The organism is Leisingera sp. ABD4_442 (assembly GCF_056160905.1).
In genome coordinates this window covers 16,946-37,246 of sequence record NZ_JBSWYB010000042.1, presented here as the reverse complement: position 1 = coordinate 37,246, position 20,301 = coordinate 16,946, and the positions used below count along the sequence as shown (strand labels likewise).

The window sequence follows — 20,301 nt, the reverse complement described above, 5'->3', positions numbered from 1 at the left end:
GCCGCCTGCGCCGGAAACCATTGTCCCGATGGACCGAAGGCCAGTCATGCACTAACAATCAAACCGGACCAGTCAGATCAGGCTCCCCAGCGGCGCGCGGTTTCTGATCTGACGTTGGACAAACTGATCCTGACGGAAGCCGCAAAGGGAAACTACTGAGCGCCGCTCGTCGTCGTGCTTGTATTAACCATGTTCGCAACCAACTGAACGTTTCCGAGAGACGCGCCTGCCGCGTGCTGGGACAACATCGATCAACTCAACGACGCATCCCAAATGGCCGCGCGGACGAAGACAGGTTGGTCACCGACATGATCGAGCTGACCCGACAGTACGGCCGATATGGCTATCGCAGGATCGCTGCGCTGCTGAGAGAGGCTGGCTGGTCTGTCAGCGATGGGCGGGTCGAACGGCTTTGGCGGCGAGAGGGGCTGAAAGTACCAATAAAACAACTGAAGAAAGGACGGCTCTGGCTGAATGACGGATCATGTGTCCGGCTTCGACCAGAGCATCGCAACAACGTATGGAGCTATGACTTCGTTCATTGTCGAACCGATGATGGCAAAGCTTTCCAGACGTTGAACATCCTTGACGAGCACAGCCGGGAGTGCCTGGCGATTAGAGTAAAGCGCAAGCTGAACCCAGTCGACGTGATCGATGCACTGACGGATCTGTTCATACTTCGAGATGCACCCCGTTTCATACGTTCAGACAACGTCCTATGTCGGGAAATTCCGGCTGCTTAGGTCAGCAGGTCATGGGGCATCCGGAGTTCCGGACGCCCTGACAGGTTTGCCCAGACGGGTTCTGCCGTCAAGAAATGATCTCTTCCATAGCAAACACAGCGGATCATGGAAGAACTGCACGGCCCCGATCTCCAGCATGTGAAGGATGACCTGGGCGTCCTTCGGGTCGTTCTTGTCCCAGCTGTTGTGCAGGGCCTCCCGCGTCCGGGCCAAGCCCACGGAGGACACGAGCTTCAGCTCGAACCCTGCCTGGCCTAGATGATGTGCCAATGCCCGATGATAGTTGCCGGTTGCTTCGAACCCGATCCTAACCGGCAAGCCGTAACCGGAAGGAGCCGCCACCAAACGCCCGAAGTCATCCAGAGTATTAGTGATGGTCATGCGGCGGCGGCGCTTCTTACCGGGAGCACCGATCAGAACTTCGTGGCGGTGTTTGGAAATGTCGATGGCGACCAGTAAGGTCGGCGCAGTAGAATAGGTGGCGGTCATAGCCGGTCTCCTCAGCGGTGTGGTTTACGCAAAACCACTGTTGAGACCTGAGACCCGGTTATGGCCACCCGCTGCGCGATTTGAGGGCTGCGCGCGTGGCCATAACCTCTCAGCGGCTAATCTTCCCGACGTGCTATGGGCCAGAGTTTGTTGCCCAAGCCGTCAGGAATTGGATTGCTGCTGTCGGGGCCAAAACAGCTTACATCGAACCAGGAAGCCCGTGGGAGAACGGATACTGCGAAAGCTTCAATGGCCGGTTCAGGGACGAGCTACTCAACGGCGAAATCTTCTACAGCCTGTGCGAAGCACAAATCCTGATCGAACAATGGAGGAGACACTACAACACAAAACGCCCCCACAGTGCATTGGGCTATCGCCCACCAGCGCCCGAAACCATCACCCCGATGGATCACAGGCCAATGATGCACTAACAATCAACTTGGACCAGTCAGATGAGGCTGCTCAACCTTCACTGGACGCCGGGCAAGCCTTCGATCGATTATGCTCGGGAGTCTAGAAAGAAGGTTGAAGATGGTTGCAAAAGGAGCCCGATGTTGATCCGATCCTCGGTCGCGACTTTCTGCTGCGTACAATACCAAGATTGAACTCATACCGGACTGGGAGAACCGTCAGTGCAGTAATGAACCAGTTTAGAAGACGCGTATGCTTTGAAACTGTTATGAGAAGTTAACCTTGGGGGTCGCCTTTGGTGTCAGTCAGGGTTAACAATATCTCGCTTTAAGAGGAACTGGTTCTTGAAGTTCTGCAGCCCCAGCATGACATCTGCTTCGGCGATATCTTCACTACCGTAAATTTCGATCTCCAAAAACCGCTTTAGCGCATCGCTGTCGTCGCTGACCAGCTCGACGATCAGGTCATAACGCCCTGCCACCCATAGGATGAACACCACGCGCGGGTCTTTCTGCAGCCGGTCCGCCACTTGTCGCGGGGTCACGCCCGAGCTCACTTTGATGCCAATCATCGAATCGGTCTGGTATTCACTGGCCACCGGATCGGCCATCGCTACGATCCGCAGTTGATCGTTGGCCCGCAGCCCGTTGACCCGGTTGCGGATTGTGCCTTCGGAAACATCAAGCAATTTTGCGATTTCCTTAAATGCCATCCGCCCGTCCTGTTCGAGAAGCTGGATTATCTTCTGATTCAGATCGTCCTCGGCTGAGCGGATGCCGTCGTAGCTGCGTTTTCCCTTGCCGGTGCTGCGAGTTGCCCGGGGCTCGTTGGAGAACACATGTTTCATCTTGCAAACCGCCTCTTATTGTTGTGCGGCCGGACAGCAGCTTTGCCGCCGGCACACCATTTCTGGCCCAAGAAGGCCGGGTTGCACAAGGGCAGCCCCGGTCACCTGATGACTTTGCGGCCCGCATTTGTCAGAATCCGTTCCGCCCGCCGGGAAATGATCTCCAGAATTTTCCCGGCTGACGGCGCGCTGCAGATGCTGCCGATACCCTCGCCAATGGCGAAGGACCCGGCGCTTTCATCTCCGTCATGCCGTTCCTCCACGGCTTGCTCCTGTGCGCTCTCCGTCTCTTCGCAGGGTTTTGCAAGAATCCGTTCGATAGAAAATGCTGGCCCGTCTTCAGCGTTCGCGGGGTCCTGGGCCCGAACCTGCATTGTCCTGTCTCCATCAGCCGCCAGCGCCGTCTGCAGATGCCCGGTCGGCACAAGAGCCTCCTGGCTGGCCCAGAACCGTGTACCCATAACAGCGCCGTCCGCACCCATGGCAATGGCTGCAGCCAAGCCCCTGGAGTCGGTGATCCCGCCAGCCGCAAGCAGCAGCGTGTCATGCGCCGCGTCATGCAGATAGTCGGCAATTTCCGGAATCAGCGTCATGACCGACCGGGGGCCGCCGTATCCGCCAGCCGCCGCCCCTTGCGCCACAATCACGTAGGCGTCCGCTTCCACCGCTTCCCTGGCCTCCTGCAAAGAATGCACCTGGCAGATCAGCGGCACCCGCGCCCGCCTTATGCTTTCCGCAAACGGCCTGGGATCGCCGTGGGACAGATAAACGGCTCTCGGCCGGTGCCTTAGTACGCTTTCCAGCAGCCCAGGCACCTCCGCCAGCTTCCAGCTGAAGAATCCGCAACCAACTGCTTCACCGCCCGTTTCTTCGAATTGCGCATCGATCCAGGCCCGATCGCAATGCCCGCCGCCGATCAGCCCCAGCCCGCCGGCCCTGGCAACCGCCGCCGCCAGTTTGCCCCCGGCCACATCCGCCATCGGCGCCAGGCCTACGGGGCAGGTCAGACCGAACTTTCGTGTGAATCGCGTATCAATCATGGTTTCCCTCAGCCGAACTCGCACTGCTGTCACTTTTCGTTCCCGAAAACGAAACCTTAACGGCCCGCAAGTGCGATATGATCATTTCAAACGTTGATATTCTCAATATTTCGCGCTGCCCAGACACTATTTTGCGCAAATCGCAAATTTTTCTGGACAGAATCCGTTTTCCGTACTTCACTGTACGCGAGGAACGAAGAATCCTGCACTTTTGTTAAGACAGCCAACTAGCCAGGGCACCGCCATGAATAAACAGCATTCGAGCCTGACAGGTTTTCTGGAACCGTCCAGTCCGCGCCACGGGCTCCCCGCAAAGGCATATACCGGGAGCGACTTTTGGGATGCGGAACGCGAAACCGTGTTCAAAAAGAACTGGATCTGCATCGGCTTCGCACATGAGCTGAAGCTTGCGGGCGACGCAATTCCGGTTACTTTCGCCGGCCATCCGCTGCTGATGGTGCGGAATCAGAAGGGGGAAATTGGCGTTTTCCACAATATCTGCCGCCACCGCTGCCTGACCTTAGTGGACGAGCCCAAGAATGTCGGCAAGCTGCTGCGCTGCCCCTATCACGCCTGGGCCTACGATCTCGACGGGCAGCTGCGCGCCGCGCCGCATTTCGGCGGCATCAACGAGCATGAGAGCGAAGGCTTCGACCGCAAGGAAAACGGTCTGGTGCCGGTCCGCAGCCATGTCTGGCAGGACTGGATCTTTGTGAACCTGGACGGCGACGCCGAACCTTTCGAGGATTACGCCGCAACCCTAATGGCCCGTCTCGAAGGCGTTGACTGGGACAACCTCAATTGCATCGGCACGATCGACTTCGGCGAAATCGCCTGCAACTGGAAGTTCGTCATGGAGAACTTCATCGAACCCTACCACGTGCAGTTCGTCCACGCCTCCACCACCGATCAGCCGCTCGAAGACCACTATACGATTATCAACGGCAACTGCATGGGCAGTGCGGTGGATCTGGAGGAAGAAGCCGGCACATCCGGCAGCCTTGGGGTCAGCTCGCGTTATCTGGCGCTTTATCCCAACTTCCTGTTCGGCCGCTACTTCCCGGATCAGGCCGGTGTTTACCTCAACATTCCGACCGGGCCCGGCACCATGATCCAGAAGCGGGCCCTGTACACGACCGAAGGCCAGCAGCTCTCAGAAGACGACATCGAGGGGCTGAAGAAACTTTGGTACGACGTGCACAAGGAAGACCATGAAATGACCGAGCGGCTGCAACTGGGCCGCGCTTCCGACATCTCTGAAATCGGCGGCGTTCTTTCCCCGGCATGGGAAGACAGCGTGCGCGCCTTCCAGGAACTGATTGCACACGATGTCGCCAAAGCAGGCATCTAATTCAGCAGGACTACTGAGACTATGACAGACAAGATCAGCCAAAACTTCCGCCTCGCCCACACGATGATGCGGGTGATGGACATGGAGAAATCGCTGGAATTCTACTGCGGAATTCTGGGCATGGAGGTGCTGCGCCGCACCGACTACCCCGAAGGCAAATTCACCAACACCTTCATCGGCTACGGCCCGGAGGCAGAGTCCCCGACTCTCGAACTCACCGCAAACTGGGACCAGGAAGAGCCTTACGACAAGGGCAACGGCTGGGGCCATATCTGCATCGAAACCCCGGACGTCTATGCCGCCTGCGAGCAGCTGGCGGCGGCCGGCGTCAACATCACCCGGCCGCCGGGACCGATGAAAAACGGCACCCGCGTCATCGCCTTCTGCGAGGACCCGGACGGCTACAAGGTCGAGCTGAACGAGAGCATCCTGAAACATCTGGCCAGCGAGGGGAAATAACCCATGGGCGATCAACCGCAGCTTTTCAAATTCGATCTGGTGCAGCAGCGCTATGACAACATGGGCGACAGCGACACCTACATCAAGCCGATGGTCACCAGTGAATTCAGCAAGTCCATGTGCGGCGGCATCAATGTTCTGAACAACATCAAGGTGCCGTGGGACCTGACCTGCGACGAGATCATCTACTGCCTGGAGGGCACCTTCCGCCTAGTTTGCGACGGCAAGGAATACATCTGCAACCGCGGCGACGTGCTGTTTGTGCCCAAGGACAATCACATCTCCTACGAGGCGGACGGCAAATGCGTGATCTTCTACGCTGCCTATCCGCACAACTGGAAACAACTGGCCGGGATCACTGAGGTTCCGGGCATCGATCCGGCGGACTTTGTCCCCGGCTGATACACGCAACTCCTGGTGACTGGGCGCCCTAGTCTGACCCCGGGCGACGGGCTGCCCACCCCTTTTTCACCAGGCAACTGCAGAAAGCAAAACCAAAAAAACGCTGCCCCGCCGCGGGCAGCGAACAACAAGCGATTGCCTTTCCAAGGGAGGAACGAACATGCTGAAGGCCAATCCCGAAGAGAAGATCTATTACGAAAGCTTCCACGACGCGGTGGAGCGCAACCGCCCCCGTATCCCCGAAGTGCGCGAGCAGTTGGAAGCGGCCGGCGTCAAATACGTCATGGCCGCCTGGATCGACCTGCACGGCATCCCCAAGACCAAACCGGTGCCGATGAGCGATTTCGAACCGCTCTGCCTCGGCAAGGGGCCGCAATTCGCGGTGCATTCGATCTCCTTTGTGCCGGAACTCAGCCCCGCCGACAGCGACCAGGTAGTGGTGCCGGACCTGGACGCCGTCTATGTCTGCCCCTGGGACACTTCGATGGCGATCATTTTCTCGGATCTCTACTGGGAAGACGCGCCCTACAACGTCTGCTCGCGCCAGGCCCTGAAGCGCGCCATGCATGAGGCCAAGCTGGAAGGCTATACCGGATTTGCCGGTGTCGAACCCGAGTTCATCGTCATGAAATACGACGAGAACGGCCTGCCGGTGAAAGCCTTTGACGACGATCTCGGCAAGGCCATCTCGCCGCGCCGCCAGGCGTTTGGCTATGATGTGGAATACTCCATCGACTCGATGCCTTTCCTCAAGGACATGATCGACATCATCGAGGGCCTGGGCTGGAACCTGCACGACGTGGTGGCCGAAGGCGCCTATTCCCAGTTCGAGCTGGATTTCCACTATACCAACATGCTGGAAATGTCCGACCGGCTGGCCTTCCTGCGCATCACCCTGAAAGAGGTGGCCAAGAAGCACGGCATGTTCGTGACCTTCATGCCGAAGCCGACGGTGGGCGACTGGCGCTCCGGCGCGCATATCAACATGTCGATGCAGCATGACAGCCGCCCCGGCGAGAACATCTTTGAAACCGCCGATGGCAGCGATTGGTCCGACGAAAGCCGCTGGGCTGTGGGCGGGCTGATGAGCCATGCCGAGGCGATCACCGCGATCACCTGCCCGACCGTGAACTCCTACAACGGCCTGGTGCCGCGGGTAGGTGGTTTCGAAGGCGGCACCGTCACCTGGGCGCCGACCAACATCACTTACGGCTTCAACAACCGGTCGGCCCAGTTCCGGCTGCCGCAAAGCCGCCACTGCATCGAAAACCGCGCCTGCGACATGACGATGAATGTCTACCTGGCGATGGCGATGCATCTGAGCTGTGCATTGAAGGGCATCAAACACAAGATCGATCCGGGCAAGCCGACCGATTTCGACCTCTACTCGAAGACCGAGGCAGAGCTGCAGGAGCTGGGCATCCGCCGCCTGCCGCGCACCCTGTTCAACGCCATCGAGGCGCTGCGCCATGACGAGATGGCCGAACACGTGATGGGCCCGGTGATGCGCAAATCGTTCCTAGAATACAAGAACGACGAATGGGAGCGCTACCACCAGTCCGTCACCGACTGGGAAGTGCAGGAATACCTGCGCCTCTACTAAAACCTCCCAGCAAAGGACAGACCCATGACCCAGGCCCTTCGGACTTTACCAGCAACCCGGGCCAAGGACACGCGCCCGAAACTGCGGATCTTCGAGTTCAAATCGGATATCCCCGCGTCCTGGCGCCTCACCCTCGGGGTGGCGGTCTGGGTCCTGTTCTTTGCCATCTGGCAGATCGCCGCCTGGTCCGGCGTGATGCCCGCAATCCTGCTGCCAGGGCCCGGCAAGGTCCTGACAGCGCTTTACACGCTGTTTGCCGAGAACGGTTTTCTCGGCGACGTGCTGGTCAGTGTCTGGCGGGTGATGTTCAGCTTTGCCCTGGCCTGCGCAGTGGCGGTGCCGCTTGGCATCCTGATGGGCGCGTTCAAGACGGTCGAAGCGTTTTTTTCCCCTTTCGTCTCGGCTTGGCGCTACCTGCCCGCCCCTTCCTTCATTCCCCTGTTGCTGATGTGGTTCGGGGCGGGCGATGCCCAGAAGCTGGCACTGCTGTTCATCGGTGTGATCTGGTTCCTGATCACCCTGATTGCCGACCACACCAAGGCGGTGCCCAAGGATCTGATCAACACATCCGTGACCCTGGGCGGTTCCCGCTGGCAGGTGCTGCGCACGGTTGTGGTCCCCGCCGCCCTGCCCAACATCGTGATCGCCATGCGCCAGATGCTGGCGGTCAGCTGGACCTATCTGGTGATCGCCGAGATCACCGCCGCGGATGCCGGCATCGGCGCCATGATGATGCGCGCCAAACGCTTCCTGCATGTGGATCAGATCATGGCCGGCATCCTGGTGATCGGCCTTCTGGGGCTGATCTTCGACTACCTGCTGCGGGCGCTGCACCGCCGCGCGTTCCAGTATCTCGACGAATATTCCTGAGGAGCCAGAGCAGAACTCAAGAAAACAGGCCAACCAACAATGTGACGTCGCAAGGGAGGTATCGTGACGATGACCAAGAAACTGCTGAAAACCGCCAGCCACTGCATGGCAGCCATAGCGCTGGCAGGCGCCGCCGCCCCCGTATGGGCCGCGGAAAGCGTCAAGATCGCGGGCTTCACCTGGCCGGGCTACGGCTTCTGGCATATCGCGGCGGAAAAGGGCCTCGCCCCGGATCTGGACATCCAGTACCAGACCATCGAAGACCCCTATGAAAGCTTCAACCTGGTTGCCGCCGGCCAGCTTGACGTGGTCTCCTCCACCGCCGAATTCACCCCTGTTGGCGTCGAGCGCGGCCTGCCGGTCAAGCTGGTGGCCTTTGGCAATCTCTCCAATGGCACCGACAAGGTTGTCGCAGGCCCCGGCATCGAAACTGCCGCTGACCTGGCCGGCAAAGAGGTTGCCGTGCTCGAAGGCGGCCTGGCGCAGATCTATGTCGCCATGTGGCTGGAACAGAACGGCGCCGCCTATGACTCCGTCCTCTACCGCAACATCATCGCCGACGATGCCTTTGCCGCGATGATCGGCGGCGGCGTGGCGGCCTCTGAATTCTGGGAGCCCTACGGCACCAACACCCTGAAAGCTCTGGAAGGTTCCAGCATCCTGACCCAATCGGACGAACCCTTCTGGCTTAAGAATGCCGTGGTCGCCGACGGTCACTACATGAGCAACGCGCTGATCAACGACCGCCGCGACGTGGCCCTGAAAACCATGCAGGCGATGTATGACGCCATCGCCTGGTGGAAGCAGAACCCAGCCGAGGGCAACGAGATCATCGCCAAAGGCATGGGGATGAGCATCGCCGACGTTGAACTGGTTCTGGGCAAGGACGGCACCTCGTTGGACGGGGGGCTCTATGTCTACGACTTCATCGAAGCGGCGCAATTTTGCGGCGCGGCCCCGGGCAACCCGCCATTTGAACAGACCAACGGCCAGATGTCGGACCACTGGAACCTGGTCAGCGAATGGTGGGTCAAATTCGGCCTGATCCAGGAGGTCAAAGCGCCTGAAACCGGCGTCGAATGCACCCTGCACAAGGAGCTTTACGACAGCGGCTACCGCGGCTGATCCACTGAACCAGCAAAGAGGGACGCATCATGCAATCCAGCACCATTCTATCCGTCCAGAATGTCTGCAAGACATTCCCCACACGCGGCGGCGGGGTCGAAGCCTTGCGCGATGTGTCCTTCTCGGTTGCCCGCAATGAGTTGTGCGTGCTGCTGGGGCCTTCGGGCTGCGGCAAGTCCACATTGCTCAACATCGTCGCAGGTCTCCATACCCCCACCAGCGGCTGCCTCAGCCTGGAGGGCCGCCCGATCCACGGCCCGGCGCGCGAGCGCGGCATGGTGTTTCAAAGCTACACGTCGTTTCCCTGGCTGACGGTGCTGGAAAATGTCGAATACGGCATGAAACTGAACGGCATCCCCAAGGCGGAACGCCGCGAACGCGCGCTGCACTATATCGATCTGGTGCATCTGACGAAATTCCGCGACGCCTACCCCAAGACGCTGTCTGGCGGCATGAAGCAGCGGGTCGCCATCGCCCGTACCCTGGCCAATGCGCCGGAAATCCTGCTGATGGATGAACCCTATGGCGCGCTGGATGCCGAAACCCGCTGGCACATGCAGGAAATGCTGCTGGACATCATGCGCACCACCCAGACCACCATCCTGCTGGTCACCCACGACATTCAGGAGGCGATCTTTCTCGCCGACCGCATCGTCTTCCTCTCCTCCCACCCGGGCCGCCTGAAAACCATCCTCGAACTGGATTTCAAGAAGGGCAAAGAGATCCGCAGCAAGGAGGATCTGGTCGAACTCGAAGGCTACCCCGAATGCGAGCGTGAGATCATGCAGCTGATGCGCGGCGAAGCCAAGCAGGAAGAGGACGCCTGACCGATACGTGAAATAGGGACTTCACGAACTCTGCTGGCCCGAACGGGCCGCAAAACCGCACTTGCGGCAAACGCAAGGCACTCCAATACCGACAGGAAGGAATTTTAGATGCCGATAAAACCACCGATAACGGACCTGCACATAGAGACCCACGACCAGGGGTTCTACCGCGGGTTCAACAGGATGGTCGCCCTGGGTTCAAAGATTGCCATTGGTCTCCTGATCCTTTGGGCCGCGGTCTGGCCGGATCAGGCCGGCACGGTGCTGAAAAGCATCCGCGGCGCCATCGATGCCAATACCGGCAGCTGGTACATGTATGTGATGGCGTTTTACATCGTGGTCTGCGTCGCGCTGGCCATCTGGCCCGCCACCGGACGTCTGAAGCTGGGCACCGCCGGAGAAAAACCGGAGTTTTCCAATTTCTCCTGGTTTTCCATGATGTTCGGCGCCGGGATCGGCATTGGCATGCTGACCTATGCCACGGCTGAACCGATCTACCACTTTGCCACCAACCCGGACGTGATCCAGGGCCAGGCCGAAGGCTCCACCGCCGGCAGCGTCCGCTCCGCCTACAAATGGTCCTTCATGCATTGGGGGTTCTCTGCCTGGGGCTGTTACGCCATCGTCGGGCTGACGCTCGGCTTTTTCAGCTACTCCCGCGGGCTGCCGCTGACCATCCGGTCTGGCCTGGCGCCGCTGTTCGGCAATGCGCTCTCCGGCCCCTTGGGCCATGCCATCGACATCGTCTCGGTTATTGCCACCATCCTTGGCGTCTCGGTGACGCTGGGCTACGGCGTGTCGCAGTTTGCCTCCGGCATCTTCAACATCACCGGCGCCGAGTGGATGATGGACGCCGAGGGCGCTCCCACCATCACCGCGATGATCATCGCGCTTGGCATCGTGATGCTGGCCTCCACCCTCTCGGCGCTGTCCGGCGTCGGCAAGGGGATCAAGTGGCTCTCCAACATCAACATGGGGCTGTCCTTCTTCCTGCTCGCCTTCTTCCTGATCTTCGGCTCGACCCTCTTTGCGCTCAAAAGCCTGTTTGTCGGCCTCTGGGATTATGTGATCAGCTTCCCGGCCATGGCTGTCACCGTCTGGAAAGGCGATGGCGTGGCGGACAGCGTCGCGACGCAGCTGGCCGGCTGGCAGGGCGGCTGGACCATCTTCTACTGGGCCTGGTGGATCGCATTTGCCCCCTTTGTCGGGCTGTTCCTGGCCCGCATCTCCCGCGGGCGGACCTTCCGCGAGTACGTTCTGGGCGCGATGATCGTGCCGTCGCTGATGTGTTTTGTCTGGTTCACCTTTGTCGGCGGCACCGCCATCGACCTGACGCTGAACGGCGATGCGGGGGATGCGATCACCGGCGCGGGCCTCTCCTCGCAGCTGTTTGCAATGATCAATCACATGCTGCCCTCCGGCCTGGCGCTATTGATGACTGCGGTCATCGTTGTGCTGCTGCTCACCTACCTGGTGACCTCGGCGGACTCGGCGGTGCTGATCATCAACACCATCGCAGCCGGCGGCGATGCGCAGCAGAAGCCGAAAATCCACATCATCGTCTGGGGCGCCGCCCTGACGCTGGTGATCGGCACCCTGCTGGCGGCCGGCGGCCTGGGCGCGATCAACACCGCGATGATCATCGGCGCGCTGCCCTTCTCGGTGGTGATGGCACTGATGGGTATCGCCCTGTTCAAAGCAGTGATCCGCGACGGCATGCGGGCGCGCCACGGCGAGGACGCAAGCAGCCCTGCCGAATAAAACCCTGCCCCGGCTTGGGAACAGGCCGGGGCGCATCCCATTTTCATGAAAGAAGAGCCTCAAAATGCCGGACTATGAAATTCTTGCCTTAGGTGACTTCCCGCTTCTGTCAGGCGACGTCCTGAAAGACGCCAAGCTCGCCTATCAGACCTATGGCACCCTGTCGCCCGCGCGCGACAACGTCATCGTGCTGCCCACCTTCTACACCGGCACCAATTCCCGCAACGAGGGCTTCTTCGGCCCCGGCCGCGCCATCGACCCGGCAAAGCACTTCATCGTCAGCCCCAACCTGTTTGGCAACGGGCGCTCCTCCTCGCCCTCCAATACCCCTGCCCCGCAGGACGGCCCGCGCTTTCCGCTGGTGCAGATGTGGGACAATATCGCCGCCCAGCACCGGCTGGTCCACGATCACCTTGGCATCGAGAAAATCGCCCTGGTGGCAGGCTGGTCCATGGCCGGCTGCCAGTCCTACCAATGGGCGGCGCAATACCCGGAAATGGTGCAGGCCATCCTGCCGTTCTGCGCCTCGGCCAAGACCTCGCCGCACAACTTCGTCTTCCTCGAGGGCGTGAAAGCCGCCCTCTGCGCCGACCAAAACTGGAACGGCGGCAATTACACGAGCCCGCCCGAGGCAGGCCTCAAGGCCTTTGGCCGGGTCTATGCCGGCTGGGCCTTCTCTCAAACCTTCTACCGCGAGCATCTCTACCGCCAGCTTGGGTTTGAAACCATCGAAGACCTGCTGCAAGACTGGGAGCAGGACCACGTGCAGGGCTGGGACGCCAACAACCTGCTGGCCAAGCTCGCCACCTGGCAGGCCGGCGACATTTCCGCCGGGCCGCTCTACAGCGGCAACTTCGAAGCCGCGCTGAAAGCCATCAAGGCCCGCGCCATCCTGATGCCCTGCACCCAGGACCTCTACTTCCCACCCGAAGACAACGAGATCGAGGCCCGCCACATGCCCAACGCCATCTTCCGCCCCTATGACTCCTCTTGGGGCCATTGCGCCGCCAATCCGGGAAATGACCCAGGGTTCACTGCACAGCTGGATGCCAATATCCGCGAACTGCTTTCAGAGTGAAGCACTAATAGATCTAGATTCGCCAAGCCGGATTGAATTGCAATGCATGTTACTGCTGGCTTGGTCCAACTCATTAGCGGTGTTTCCGTCTGCAAGCCTCAAGAAAACTTGAAAATTGCAGAACTCTGAAGAGGTTAAGGCATGAGAAAAAGAACTCAGCGAAAGTACCCTTACGACAGCATGGAACAAGGAAAGTTGCGTCTTGCGTGGAGTTTGGAGCGAAGACGGACATTGTTGGTGTTCGCCAGAAGAAAGTCTTCATTGAGGAGAGGATCACAAGGAAATGCAGGGTAGGAAACACTTGACCAAGTACTTAGAAGGTTGGCGTACAGGGGATGGAAAACTAAGCCTGTCGGTGACCGTCCCAGGTTTTTTCTATGACGACCCTGATAGTGGGCGCGTTACTCGTGAAGGTTTTTTACGATTCGTTGAAGACTTCAAAACAGCCGGAGCAAAGATGGCAGGGGGGCGTCTACCGTTACCCTTTTTGCAGTATTCGGATCTGACGGTAAGCGACGAATCTCCTGCCACCGCCTGGTGCTGGTGGCAGGTTGCCGGCACGGATTTCCAAGGTGCGGCCTGTATCAGATTTGACCATACTGGCGTGTTGAGCGAGCGTATCGCCTACTTCACTGACAACCCTAACGAAACTGCTGTCCCCAAAGAGTAAGAAAGAGGATCGCATCTTATGGCAAAAATCACCTATGTAGAACACAACGGAACTTGTCACCCTGTGCAGGTTGCCAGCGGAATAACCTTGATGGAGGGTGCACGTGACAACAATCTCCCTGGAATCGAAGCTGATTGCGGTGGTGCCTGTGCCTGTTCCACCTGCCATGTTTATGTGGACCAGGCTTGGGTGGAGCGAATTCCTGGCATGGATGACATAGAAAAGGACATGCTGGATTTCGCTTGGAAGCCGGATCCGGAACGCTCGCGCCTTACCTGCCAGATCAAAGTGACAGACGATCTGGATGGGTTGATTGTGCATATTCCTGAACAGCAGGTCTAAGACCAATCCAGAGACAGAAACTGCGGCAGCTCGGCTGGCGTCTGGCAGCCGAGCTGTCTGAGGGTTGCGGCAAACTCGGTCAGCAGAATGTCAAAGACATGATCTACCCTTTTGGAACCAAGAGCAGCGACACCGGCATAAAAGGGGCGTCCGGTACACACAAAATCCGCTCCAAGAGCCAGCATCCGGCATATATCAAGTCCTGAGCGAACACCGCTCTCAGCAATCAAGGGGAAATCAGGTCCTAGATGTTTACGTATGGCCGGAAGCACTTCCACCGGCGAAGGGGCGGCGTCATATTGACGGCCGCCATGGTTGGACACGACAATACCATCGCATCCCAGATCCCTTAGCGTTGCCGCTTCATGCGGAACAAGTACGCCTTTGGCAACAAGTTTGCCAGGCCAGCGCGCCCGGATTTCGCGCAGTCTTTCGACAGTGACCGGAGTGGATAGGCTGTTGATCACATCAAGGGCATTTGCCTCTTCCGAGTCAAGATAAGGGCGCAGGTTACTAAATTCCATCATACCCTGTTGCAACGTGTTCAACAGCTGCGCCAGGCTCCAGGCGGGGCTCACCGCCATTTGGCAAATCTTGCGGAGATCAAAGCTGAACGGAAATTCCAGTGCGTTGCGCAAATCATGTGCCCGCCTTGCCGGGGCAGGCACATCCATAGTAACCAGCAGAACGTCATACCCAGCAGTGTCCGCCCGACGCAGAAGGTCGAAAGTGATATCGTCGCTAGTGGAACCATAAAGCTGAAACCATGTGCCAGTTCCGCCAGCTCCCCGAAGCTCTTCAAGTGTGTTAGCAGTATAGGTTGAACTGGCAAAAGCCAAGCCGACTCTGGCTGCCGCGCGGGCTAGATGCAACCCCGCTTGCGGCCAGGCAATCTCACCGCCGCCGACCGGAGACACGCCGAATGGTGCAGCGTAACGCTGTCCGAACAGGGTGCAGGACAACACAGGCTCTTCAGAAGCGTGCAGGCTTCGGGGGGCAAGTGTCACCGATGCCAATGCCGCGCGGTTACGGGCCATGGCGTCATTGTCATCAACACCTTCGAACACAAAGTCCCGAGCAAAGCCCGGTAGACGGTGTCGGGCTTTGCGTTCCAGATCGATAATGCGGGGATAGCGACGATGCAGCGTAGCGCCCATGGCGGCTTCCGGTTCCAGTGGCTTACAGTTTGTCCAGCGCCTCAGCGAGCTTTTCCCTCTCCTGGCTTGGCATATGGACGGTTTCCTTGGGGCCGGGGAACGATCCCTCGTTCACCGCATCGCGGAACTTGCCCATTGCTTCGACCCGTTCGCTGTAGATCTGACGGTGCAGCCGCCCGACGTCGCCAAAGGCACGGGCGTGTTTGGGATCGTTGGGGGCCTCGCCGCAGATGTCATGCAGGAACAGGAAGATGATGTCCCCGGCATAGCCTGAGCCCAGGGAGCAGGTTACGATGCTGGTCAGGCCGTTGAGCGCCAGCAAGGCTTCCTCGGCGACGCATTCGATTTCGACCGCAAAACAGCCCACGTCTTCCAGCCGTTTAAAGGTCCGGTACAGCTCCATCGCTTCATCCGCGGTTTTGCCAATGGCGCGCAGGCCGCCGACCCAGGTCGACAGGCGCGGGATAAGCCCCATATGCGACTGCACTGGAATCCCGTTCTTGGAGAGCAGTTCAATCGCGTCATAGCTGCGGTTGGTATAGAAGAAATCCGCACCGCGCTCCATCGATCCGATTGCTGCGCGCAGAATGTCGTCATTGGTGACATGCGCCTCCCATGCCATGCCGGATCCGGCGAATGTCGTGGGGGCGACCTCGCGCACCATTTGGACCTGCTCGTCCCAGAGGGTGAACAGGTCGATACCGGCCTCCACTGCTGCCTGAGCTTCTTCGGGGCCGGAGGGGTTCACCATGGTTAGTTTGTCCTTGGCGCCTTTGCGCGCCCTCAGGTCGGCAACCGTGAAGTTTCTTTGGGCGGGTGTGCCATTGAACGTGTAGATGTTGCGCATGGTTTCTCCTGCTGCTGGGGAATGCCTGCTTCAACGCGCAGGCTTAGTTCAAAAGGGCGTCTTCAAACGGGAATTTTGACAGCAGCTCACAGCCGTCCCCGGTGATCAGCACCTGCTCTTCCAGCTTCACACCCTCGGCGCCGCCGACTTCGCCGACGTAGCTTTCGACGCACATAGCCATGCCGGGCTGCAGCTCGCCGTCATAGATCAGGCTTGCGTCCTGGGGGTAGTAGATGCAGGGCCATTCGTCGGACATGCCGATGCCATGGGCCATCACCGCATAATGCTGATCGCGGAACTGCTCGGGCTGCTTGAAGCCGCGTTCGGTCACCTCGCGGAAGGACATGCCGGGCTTCATCAGCTCCAGGTTATGCTGAATTTCCTCATAAGCGCGGCTGTAAAGCTCGCGCTGATATAGGGTGGGGCGGCCCGAGCCGCAGAAATAAGTGCGCGAAACATCCGCCGAATAGCCGAAAGGGCCGACCATATCGGTGTCAAAGGCCACCAGCTCGCCCGGGCGGATGATCCGGCCCGAGGCCTCCTGCAGCCAGGGGTTGGTGCGGTCGCCCGCGGCCAGCAGGCGGCCCTCGATCCAGTCGCCGCCGGCTTCGACATTGGCTTTCCACAGGTGCGACCACAGCTCGATTTCGGTCATGCCGGGGCGCAGCGCCTCGCGCATCCGCCACATGCCGTCCTCCGCCACCGCAATGGCGTAGTTCATGCAGAGGATCTCCTCGACCGATTTGATGGCGCGGGCGGGTTCAATCACTTTATGGGCGTGGACCACCTCCAGGCCTTTGTTGGCAAAGAGCGCGGCTACCTGCGGCACCGGGCTTTCGACGCCCAGCCGGGTGCTACCGCCGCCGTGGCGCTGCATCAGCGCGGTGATCTGGTTGACCCAGCGCTCGATCATCTCATCCATGCGCTGGCCTGCAAACATATAGGAGATCTGGATCGCTTCTTCGCCCAGCTCGTCGATGGTCTCCAGCCCTTGCGCGATCTGCTTGCCGGTTTCGCCGTCGAAATAGACGGTCGGGCCTTCGGCGGGCACAAACAGGTAGCTGAGTGGTATATGGCTTTGCATGATGCCTGCATCGCGCATGCCGGTAGCGTAACGGATCGAGTAAACCGAGGTCAGCACGCAGCCGCCAACGTCCTGGCGTTTCATCTCATCACGCAGGCGTTTCAGGCGGTAGGCCCGCATCTTGGCCAGGTCGATCATTTCCAGCGTGTCGGTCATCTCGACCACGGGGGTAGTACGCGCAGCCTGGGTCAGAGTCATATCAGAAAAGCGCATGCGGTCAGATCCTCACCCAAACGCGGCCATCGCGCACCTGCACTTCATAGGTCACCAAGTTTTCGACTGCGGGCGCGCTCAGCGCCTTGCCGGTGCGGACGCAGAAGCGGCCTTGGTGCAGCGGGCATTCAATCACCCCGTCCATCACCAGCCCGCCATCAAGCGACTCCTCTTCGTGGGTGCACATGCCGGCGGTGGTAAAGAAACCTTCGGGGGTGTTGTAGATTGCCACTGCTTTGCCTGCGAGTTTCAGGGTGATGAGGTCTTCGTCGTCCACATCATCGGTTGCGCAGGCATCATGCCACTGATTGGTCATTGCTGTCTCCTGTCAGATCATCTGAGAAGGCTTGGCGGATTTTGTCCGACCGGTCGTTCCGTCCCAAGGAACGGCGGATGGTGATCTTGAGCACTTCCCAATGGGTGCTGATGAAACCCGGATCGGGTGGCGGCAACTGGTCGCCCAGTTTGCCGCTGAGATCGGGCAGGGCGTGGAACGGCACCGTGGGGTAGAGATGGTGCTCGATATGGTGGTTCATGTTGAAATAGAGGAACTGAAAGAACCAGTTGGTGCGGAAGGAGCGGGTCGACTGCACGATATTGGGCTGGTTCTCGGCCATCTCTACATGCTGCATCAGGATGAAGGCGTTCATGATCGGGCCGCCCAGCACCCGCGGAAGGACGATCAGGTAGAGCGGCCAGAGCCAGCCGGCAGCAACGCTGATGGCGGCGAGGCCTGCGTAGATGGCCACGCAGATCCGGGTGTTGCTTTGCATCCGCGGCAGCTCGCTGGCGGGGGTGAACCGTTTGACCTCGTCCGAGAAGATGCCCAGCGAGTGCAGCACGAACATCTTTGTCTGGTGCCAGTAAAGGCCCAGGCCCAGGATCTCCTCCACCCAGCCCGCAAACGTCAGCGGGATCGGGGCGTAGGGCATCTGGTTGTCTTCGCCCTCGATCCAGGTGTGGGTGTGGTGGCTGGCGTGGGAGTAGCGGCGGTGCAGCGGTTCCTCGTAGTAGAGGAGGGAGGTGGCCCAGAACACTGCTTCGTTCAGCCAGCGGGTGCGGAAAGCGGTGCCGTGGGCGCATTCGTGGCTGAGCGCGTAGGCTGAGACCGCAAAACAGCCTGAGTAAACCAGGATCGCCGGGAGAAACCACCAGCTGCCGGCGGTCAGCATCACCGGCACCCCGGTGACCGCCAGCAGTGTTATCCAGGCGCCCATGTAGATCAGCCCGGGCCGGTCGCTGCGCCGCATCAGCGCCTTGAGCTGTTTCTTGTCCATATGGATGTTTGATGTCTGCGCATTGGTGATCATGGCGCACCCCCGCTGGATTTTCTTTGATCTGACTGGGGGCCTGGCTGCTATTGCAGCCAGGCGTCTGTTTCATCGATCTCGATGATGGTCGGCCCTTCGGACACCAGTGCTGCTTCCAACGCCGCGCGCAGCTCATCACCGCTTTGCGGATGGAAGCCGCGGGCGCCGAAGGCCTCGGCGATCTTGGTGAAATCGGGGTTGTAGATATTGCAGCCGATGGTGGGCAGGCCCTTGCTGTCCATATACTCGCGGATTTCCTGATAGCCGCCGTTGGACCAGACAATGATCGGGATCGACAGGTTCTGCTCTACCGCTGCGGCCAGTTCCTCAATCGTCATCTGGAACGATCCGTCGCCGGTGATGCAGGCCACGGGACCGTCGCCTGCGCCGACCTTCATGCCGATGGCGACCGGCATGCCAAACCCCATGGCGGCATATCCGTTGGGGAAGTGAAACAGGTTCGGCTGCGTCATCGGGTAATGGTAAAGGCCGGTGTAGCAGATCTGCGAGGCGTCAGCCGAGATGATGGTGTCCTCTGGCAGCACGTCGTGGATGATCTCCAGCGCTTTCCTGTGCTTGGGGGATTCCTTGCAAAGATCGCCGTTAAACTGGGCCGAAGCCTCGGCCACGCGGGCGGCGCCTGCGGTGGTTACCTGCGGGCCGTTGCGGTTTTCCAGCCCGGCCAGGATTGCAGTCAGCGCCGATTTGCTATCGCTCAGCAAGGAAGCCGCAGGTTTTGAATAGTGCATCAGCTGGCCAGGGTCGATGTCGATGCGGATCAGCTGGCCATTGATCGGGTAATCGGCGGTGAAGTAGCGGTCGGGTTCGGCGAATTCAGTGCCAACGGCCAGCACCACATCGGCATCCCGCAGCATGTCCCGCACCGGGTCAAAGGCCTGGGCAAAGCCGAGGCAAAGCGGGTGGTCTTCGGGGATCACGCCCTTGCCTGCGCAGCTGTTGACGACGGGGGCGTCGAGGCGTTCGGCCAGTTTCAGCACTTCCTCCGAGGCCGGGATGGCGCCGCCGCCGACCACGATCATCGGCGATTTAGCCTCCGCGAGCATATCGGTGATCCGGGCCGTTGCCTCCGGGTCGGGGCCGGGTTTCGGAGCCGAGGGCCAGGGTTCGATATCAAACCCGGCCGGGCCTGCCAGCACATCCTGCGGGATCTGGATCGACACCGGGCGCGGGCGGCCCGAATTGAACACGGTGAAGGCGCGGGCTAGCACTTCAGGCAGGTTCTTGGCGTCCAGCAGCGTATGGGTAAAGGCCGAGACCTGGCCCAGAATGTCCTCCTGCGACCGCAGCTCATGCATACGGCCGCCGTTCATGCCCAGCTCATGCACGTTGTTCATGGTGGTGAAGACCAGCATCGGGATCGAGTTGGAATAGGCCTCGCCTATCGCGGTGGTGCCATTGGTGACGCCGGCGCCGGTGACCAGGAAGCAAACGCCCGGTTTGCCGGTAGCAGCGGCATAGCCGTAGGCGCCATAGGCCGAGCCTTGCTCGTGGCGCGGGGTTACCTGGCGGATGCCCATCTTGTCGAAGTTCCGGTAGAACTCGACCGTGTGATAGCCGGGGATGCCAAAAGCAGTGTCGATCCCGTAGGCCTTGAGCAGGTGCAGTAGCGCTTCGCCGCAGGTCATATTTTCAGTGGTCAGGTCGCGCATGG

Annotated in this window: 19 protein-coding genes and 3 pseudogenes; 13 read left to right on the top strand and 9 right to left on the bottom strand. The window is 59.8% G+C overall.

What is annotated here, in order from left to right; genetic code table 11:
- Window positions 1–713: pseudogene (locus tag ACXAHG_RS20875) on the top strand (IS3 family transposase); the annotation flags it as partial.
- Between the two features lie 126 nt (window positions 714–839).
- Here ACXAHG_RS20875 and ACXAHG_RS20870 read toward each other — a convergent pair.
- Window positions 840–1,232 (bottom strand): annotated as a pseudogene (locus tag ACXAHG_RS20870) (IS110 family transposase); the annotation flags it as partial.
- 137 nt (window positions 1,233–1,369) lie between these two features.
- On the opposite strand from ACXAHG_RS20870, the pseudogene ACXAHG_RS20865 reads away from it, so the two are divergent.
- Window positions 1,370–1,663, top strand: a pseudogene (locus ACXAHG_RS20865) (integrase core domain-containing protein); the annotation flags it as partial.
- 281 nt (window positions 1,664–1,944) lie between these two features.
- Here ACXAHG_RS20865 and ACXAHG_RS20860 read toward each other — a convergent pair.
- Complete coding sequence (locus tag ACXAHG_RS20860; protein ID WP_475060405.1) at window positions 1,945–2,490, bottom strand: Lrp/AsnC family transcriptional regulator; 546 nt, start codon at window positions 2,488–2,490, stop codon at window positions 1,945–1,947.
- 101 nt (window positions 2,491–2,591) lie between these two features.
- On the bottom strand, window positions 2,592–3,530 hold the full coding sequence (locus tag ACXAHG_RS20855; protein ID WP_475060402.1) for a nitronate monooxygenase: 939 nt from the start codon (window positions 3,528–3,530) through the stop codon (window positions 2,592–2,594).
- A gap of 244 nt (window positions 3,531–3,774) precedes the next feature.
- Between ACXAHG_RS20855 and ACXAHG_RS20850 the strand changes: the two genes are divergently transcribed.
- The 11 genes from ACXAHG_RS20850 to ACXAHG_RS20800 all read left to right on the top strand — a co-directional run bounded on the left by ACXAHG_RS20850 (window position 3,775) and on the right by ACXAHG_RS20800 (window position 14,018).
- Window positions 3,775–4,881, top strand: coding sequence for an aromatic ring-hydroxylating oxygenase subunit alpha (locus ACXAHG_RS20850; RefSeq protein WP_475060400.1), 1,107 nt, complete (start codon window positions 3,775–3,777; stop codon window positions 4,879–4,881).
- A 21-nt stretch (window positions 4,882–4,902) separates the two neighbouring features.
- Window positions 4,903–5,340, top strand: coding sequence for a lactoylglutathione lyase (gloA, locus tag ACXAHG_RS20845; protein ID WP_475060397.1), 438 nt, complete (start codon window positions 4,903–4,905; stop codon window positions 5,338–5,340).
- Window positions 5,341–5,343: 3 nt separating this feature from the next.
- The gene (locus ACXAHG_RS20840) at window positions 5,344–5,742 is read left to right on the top strand and encodes a cupin domain-containing protein (RefSeq protein ID WP_475060395.1); all 399 of its coding nucleotides are present in this window, start codon (window positions 5,344–5,346) and stop codon (window positions 5,740–5,742) included.
- 160 nt (window positions 5,743–5,902) lie between these two features.
- On the top strand, window positions 5,903–7,345 hold the full coding sequence (locus tag ACXAHG_RS20835) for a glutamine synthetase family protein (protein ID WP_475060392.1): 1,443 nt from the start codon (window positions 5,903–5,905) through the stop codon (window positions 7,343–7,345).
- Between the two features lie 24 nt (window positions 7,346–7,369).
- On the top strand, window positions 7,370–8,215 hold the full coding sequence (locus ACXAHG_RS20830) for an ABC transporter permease (RefSeq protein WP_475060389.1): 846 nt from the start codon (window positions 7,370–7,372) through the stop codon (window positions 8,213–8,215).
- Between the two features lie 69 nt (window positions 8,216–8,284).
- Window positions 8,285–9,340, top strand: a complete 1,056-nt coding sequence (locus tag ACXAHG_RS20825; RefSeq protein WP_475060386.1) for an ABC transporter substrate-binding protein — start codon at window positions 8,285–8,287, stop codon at window positions 9,338–9,340.
- A gap of 29 nt (window positions 9,341–9,369) precedes the next feature.
- Window positions 9,370–10,167 (top strand): ABC transporter ATP-binding protein, encoded by a 798-nt coding sequence (locus ACXAHG_RS20820; RefSeq protein WP_475060384.1) that lies wholly within the window; start codon window positions 9,370–9,372, stop codon window positions 10,165–10,167.
- 108 nt (window positions 10,168–10,275) lie between these two features.
- Window positions 10,276–11,928, top strand: coding sequence for a BCCT family transporter (locus ACXAHG_RS20815; protein WP_475060382.1), 1,653 nt, complete (start codon window positions 10,276–10,278; stop codon window positions 11,926–11,928).
- A gap of 64 nt (window positions 11,929–11,992) precedes the next feature.
- On the top strand, window positions 11,993–13,006 hold the full coding sequence (locus ACXAHG_RS20810; protein WP_475060379.1) for an alpha/beta fold hydrolase: 1,014 nt from the start codon (window positions 11,993–11,995) through the stop codon (window positions 13,004–13,006).
- A gap of 301 nt (window positions 13,007–13,307) precedes the next feature.
- Window positions 13,308–13,676 carry a hypothetical protein gene (locus ACXAHG_RS20805; RefSeq protein WP_475060377.1) on the top strand — a complete coding sequence of 123 codons (369 nt, stop codon included), beginning with the start codon at window positions 13,308–13,310 and terminating at the stop codon, window positions 13,674–13,676.
- Between the two features lie 18 nt (window positions 13,677–13,694).
- Window positions 13,695–14,018, top strand: coding sequence for a 2Fe-2S iron-sulfur cluster-binding protein (locus tag ACXAHG_RS20800; protein ID WP_475060375.1), 324 nt, complete (start codon window positions 13,695–13,697; stop codon window positions 14,016–14,018).
- Here the strand turns inward: ACXAHG_RS20800 and ACXAHG_RS20795 are convergent.
- From ACXAHG_RS20795 to ACXAHG_RS20770, 6 genes are read right to left on the bottom strand one after another with little or no spacing between them, the layout of a single operon-like run.
- The gene (locus ACXAHG_RS20795) at window positions 14,015–15,175 is read right to left on the bottom strand and encodes an alpha-hydroxy acid oxidase (RefSeq protein WP_475060373.1); all 1,161 of its coding nucleotides are present in this window, start codon (window positions 15,173–15,175) and stop codon (window positions 14,015–14,017) included. The two genes, ACXAHG_RS20800 and ACXAHG_RS20795, sit on opposite strands and share 4 nt — an antisense overlap.
- Before the next feature lie 22 nt (window positions 15,176–15,197).
- Window positions 15,198–16,022, bottom strand: a complete 825-nt coding sequence (locus ACXAHG_RS20790; protein WP_475060371.1) for a 3-methyl-2-oxobutanoate hydroxymethyltransferase — start codon at window positions 16,020–16,022, stop codon at window positions 15,198–15,200.
- A gap of 43 nt (window positions 16,023–16,065) precedes the next feature.
- The gene (locus ACXAHG_RS20785; RefSeq protein ID WP_475060368.1) at window positions 16,066–17,319 is read right to left on the bottom strand and encodes a M24 family metallopeptidase; all 1,254 of its coding nucleotides are present in this window, start codon (window positions 17,317–17,319) and stop codon (window positions 16,066–16,068) included.
- Window positions 17,320–17,323: 4 nt separating this feature from the next.
- On the bottom strand, window positions 17,324–17,635 hold the full coding sequence (locus tag ACXAHG_RS20780; RefSeq protein WP_475060365.1) for a non-heme iron oxygenase ferredoxin subunit: 312 nt from the start codon (window positions 17,633–17,635) through the stop codon (window positions 17,324–17,326).
- On the bottom strand, window positions 17,616–18,629 hold the full coding sequence (locus tag ACXAHG_RS20775; protein ID WP_475060363.1) for a fatty acid desaturase: 1,014 nt from the start codon (window positions 18,627–18,629) through the stop codon (window positions 17,616–17,618). The genes ACXAHG_RS20780 and ACXAHG_RS20775 overlap by 20 nt, the downstream gene beginning before the upstream one ends.
- Window positions 18,630–18,676: 47 nt before the next feature.
- Window positions 18,677–20,299 (bottom strand): 5-guanidino-2-oxopentanoate decarboxylase, encoded by a 1,623-nt coding sequence (locus ACXAHG_RS20770; RefSeq protein WP_475060361.1) that lies wholly within the window; start codon window positions 20,297–20,299, stop codon window positions 18,677–18,679.
- Between the last annotated feature and the right edge of the window lie 2 nt (window positions 20,300–20,301).

Coding starts and splice junctions, on each gene's coding strand:
- ACXAHG_RS20860 (WP_475060405.1), bottom strand. CDS start 2,490: ATGAAACATGTGTTCTCCAACGAGCCCCGGGCAACTCGCAGCACCGGC.
- ACXAHG_RS20855 (WP_475060402.1), bottom strand. CDS start 3,530: ATGATTGATACGCGATTCACACGAAAGTTCGGTCTGACCTGCCCCGTA.
- ACXAHG_RS20850 (WP_475060400.1), top strand. CDS start 3,775: ATGAATAAACAGCATTCGAGCCTGACAGGTTTTCTGGAACCGTCCAGT.
- gloA (WP_475060397.1), top strand. CDS start 4,903: ATGACAGACAAGATCAGCCAAAACTTCCGCCTCGCCCACACGATGATG.
- ACXAHG_RS20840 (WP_475060395.1), top strand. CDS start 5,344: ATGGGCGATCAACCGCAGCTTTTCAAATTCGATCTGGTGCAGCAGCGC.
- ACXAHG_RS20835 (WP_475060392.1), top strand. CDS start 5,903: ATGCTGAAGGCCAATCCCGAAGAGAAGATCTATTACGAAAGCTTCCAC.
- ACXAHG_RS20830 (WP_475060389.1), top strand. CDS start 7,370: ATGACCCAGGCCCTTCGGACTTTACCAGCAACCCGGGCCAAGGACACG.
- ACXAHG_RS20825 (WP_475060386.1), top strand. CDS start 8,285: ATGACCAAGAAACTGCTGAAAACCGCCAGCCACTGCATGGCAGCCATA.
- ACXAHG_RS20820 (WP_475060384.1), top strand. CDS start 9,370: ATGCAATCCAGCACCATTCTATCCGTCCAGAATGTCTGCAAGACATTC.
- ACXAHG_RS20815 (WP_475060382.1), top strand. CDS start 10,276: ATGCCGATAAAACCACCGATAACGGACCTGCACATAGAGACCCACGAC.
- ACXAHG_RS20810 (WP_475060379.1), top strand. CDS start 11,993: ATGCCGGACTATGAAATTCTTGCCTTAGGTGACTTCCCGCTTCTGTCA.
- ACXAHG_RS20800 (WP_475060375.1), top strand. CDS start 13,695: ATGGCAAAAATCACCTATGTAGAACACAACGGAACTTGTCACCCTGTG.
- ACXAHG_RS20795 (WP_475060373.1), bottom strand. CDS start 15,175: ATGGGCGCTACGCTGCATCGTCGCTATCCCCGCATTATCGATCTGGAA.
- ACXAHG_RS20790 (WP_475060371.1), bottom strand. CDS start 16,022: ATGCGCAACATCTACACGTTCAATGGCACACCCGCCCAAAGAAACTTC.
- ACXAHG_RS20785 (WP_475060368.1), bottom strand. CDS start 17,319: ATGCGCTTTTCTGATATGACTCTGACCCAGGCTGCGCGTACTACCCCC.
- ACXAHG_RS20780 (WP_475060365.1), bottom strand. CDS start 17,635: ATGACCAATCAGTGGCATGATGCCTGCGCAACCGATGATGTGGACGAC.
- ACXAHG_RS20775 (WP_475060363.1), bottom strand. CDS start 18,629: ATGATCACCAATGCGCAGACATCAAACATCCATATGGACAAGAAACAG.
- ACXAHG_RS20770 (WP_475060361.1), bottom strand. CDS start 20,299: ATGCGCGACCTGACCACTGAAAATATGACCTGCGGCGAAGCGCTACTG.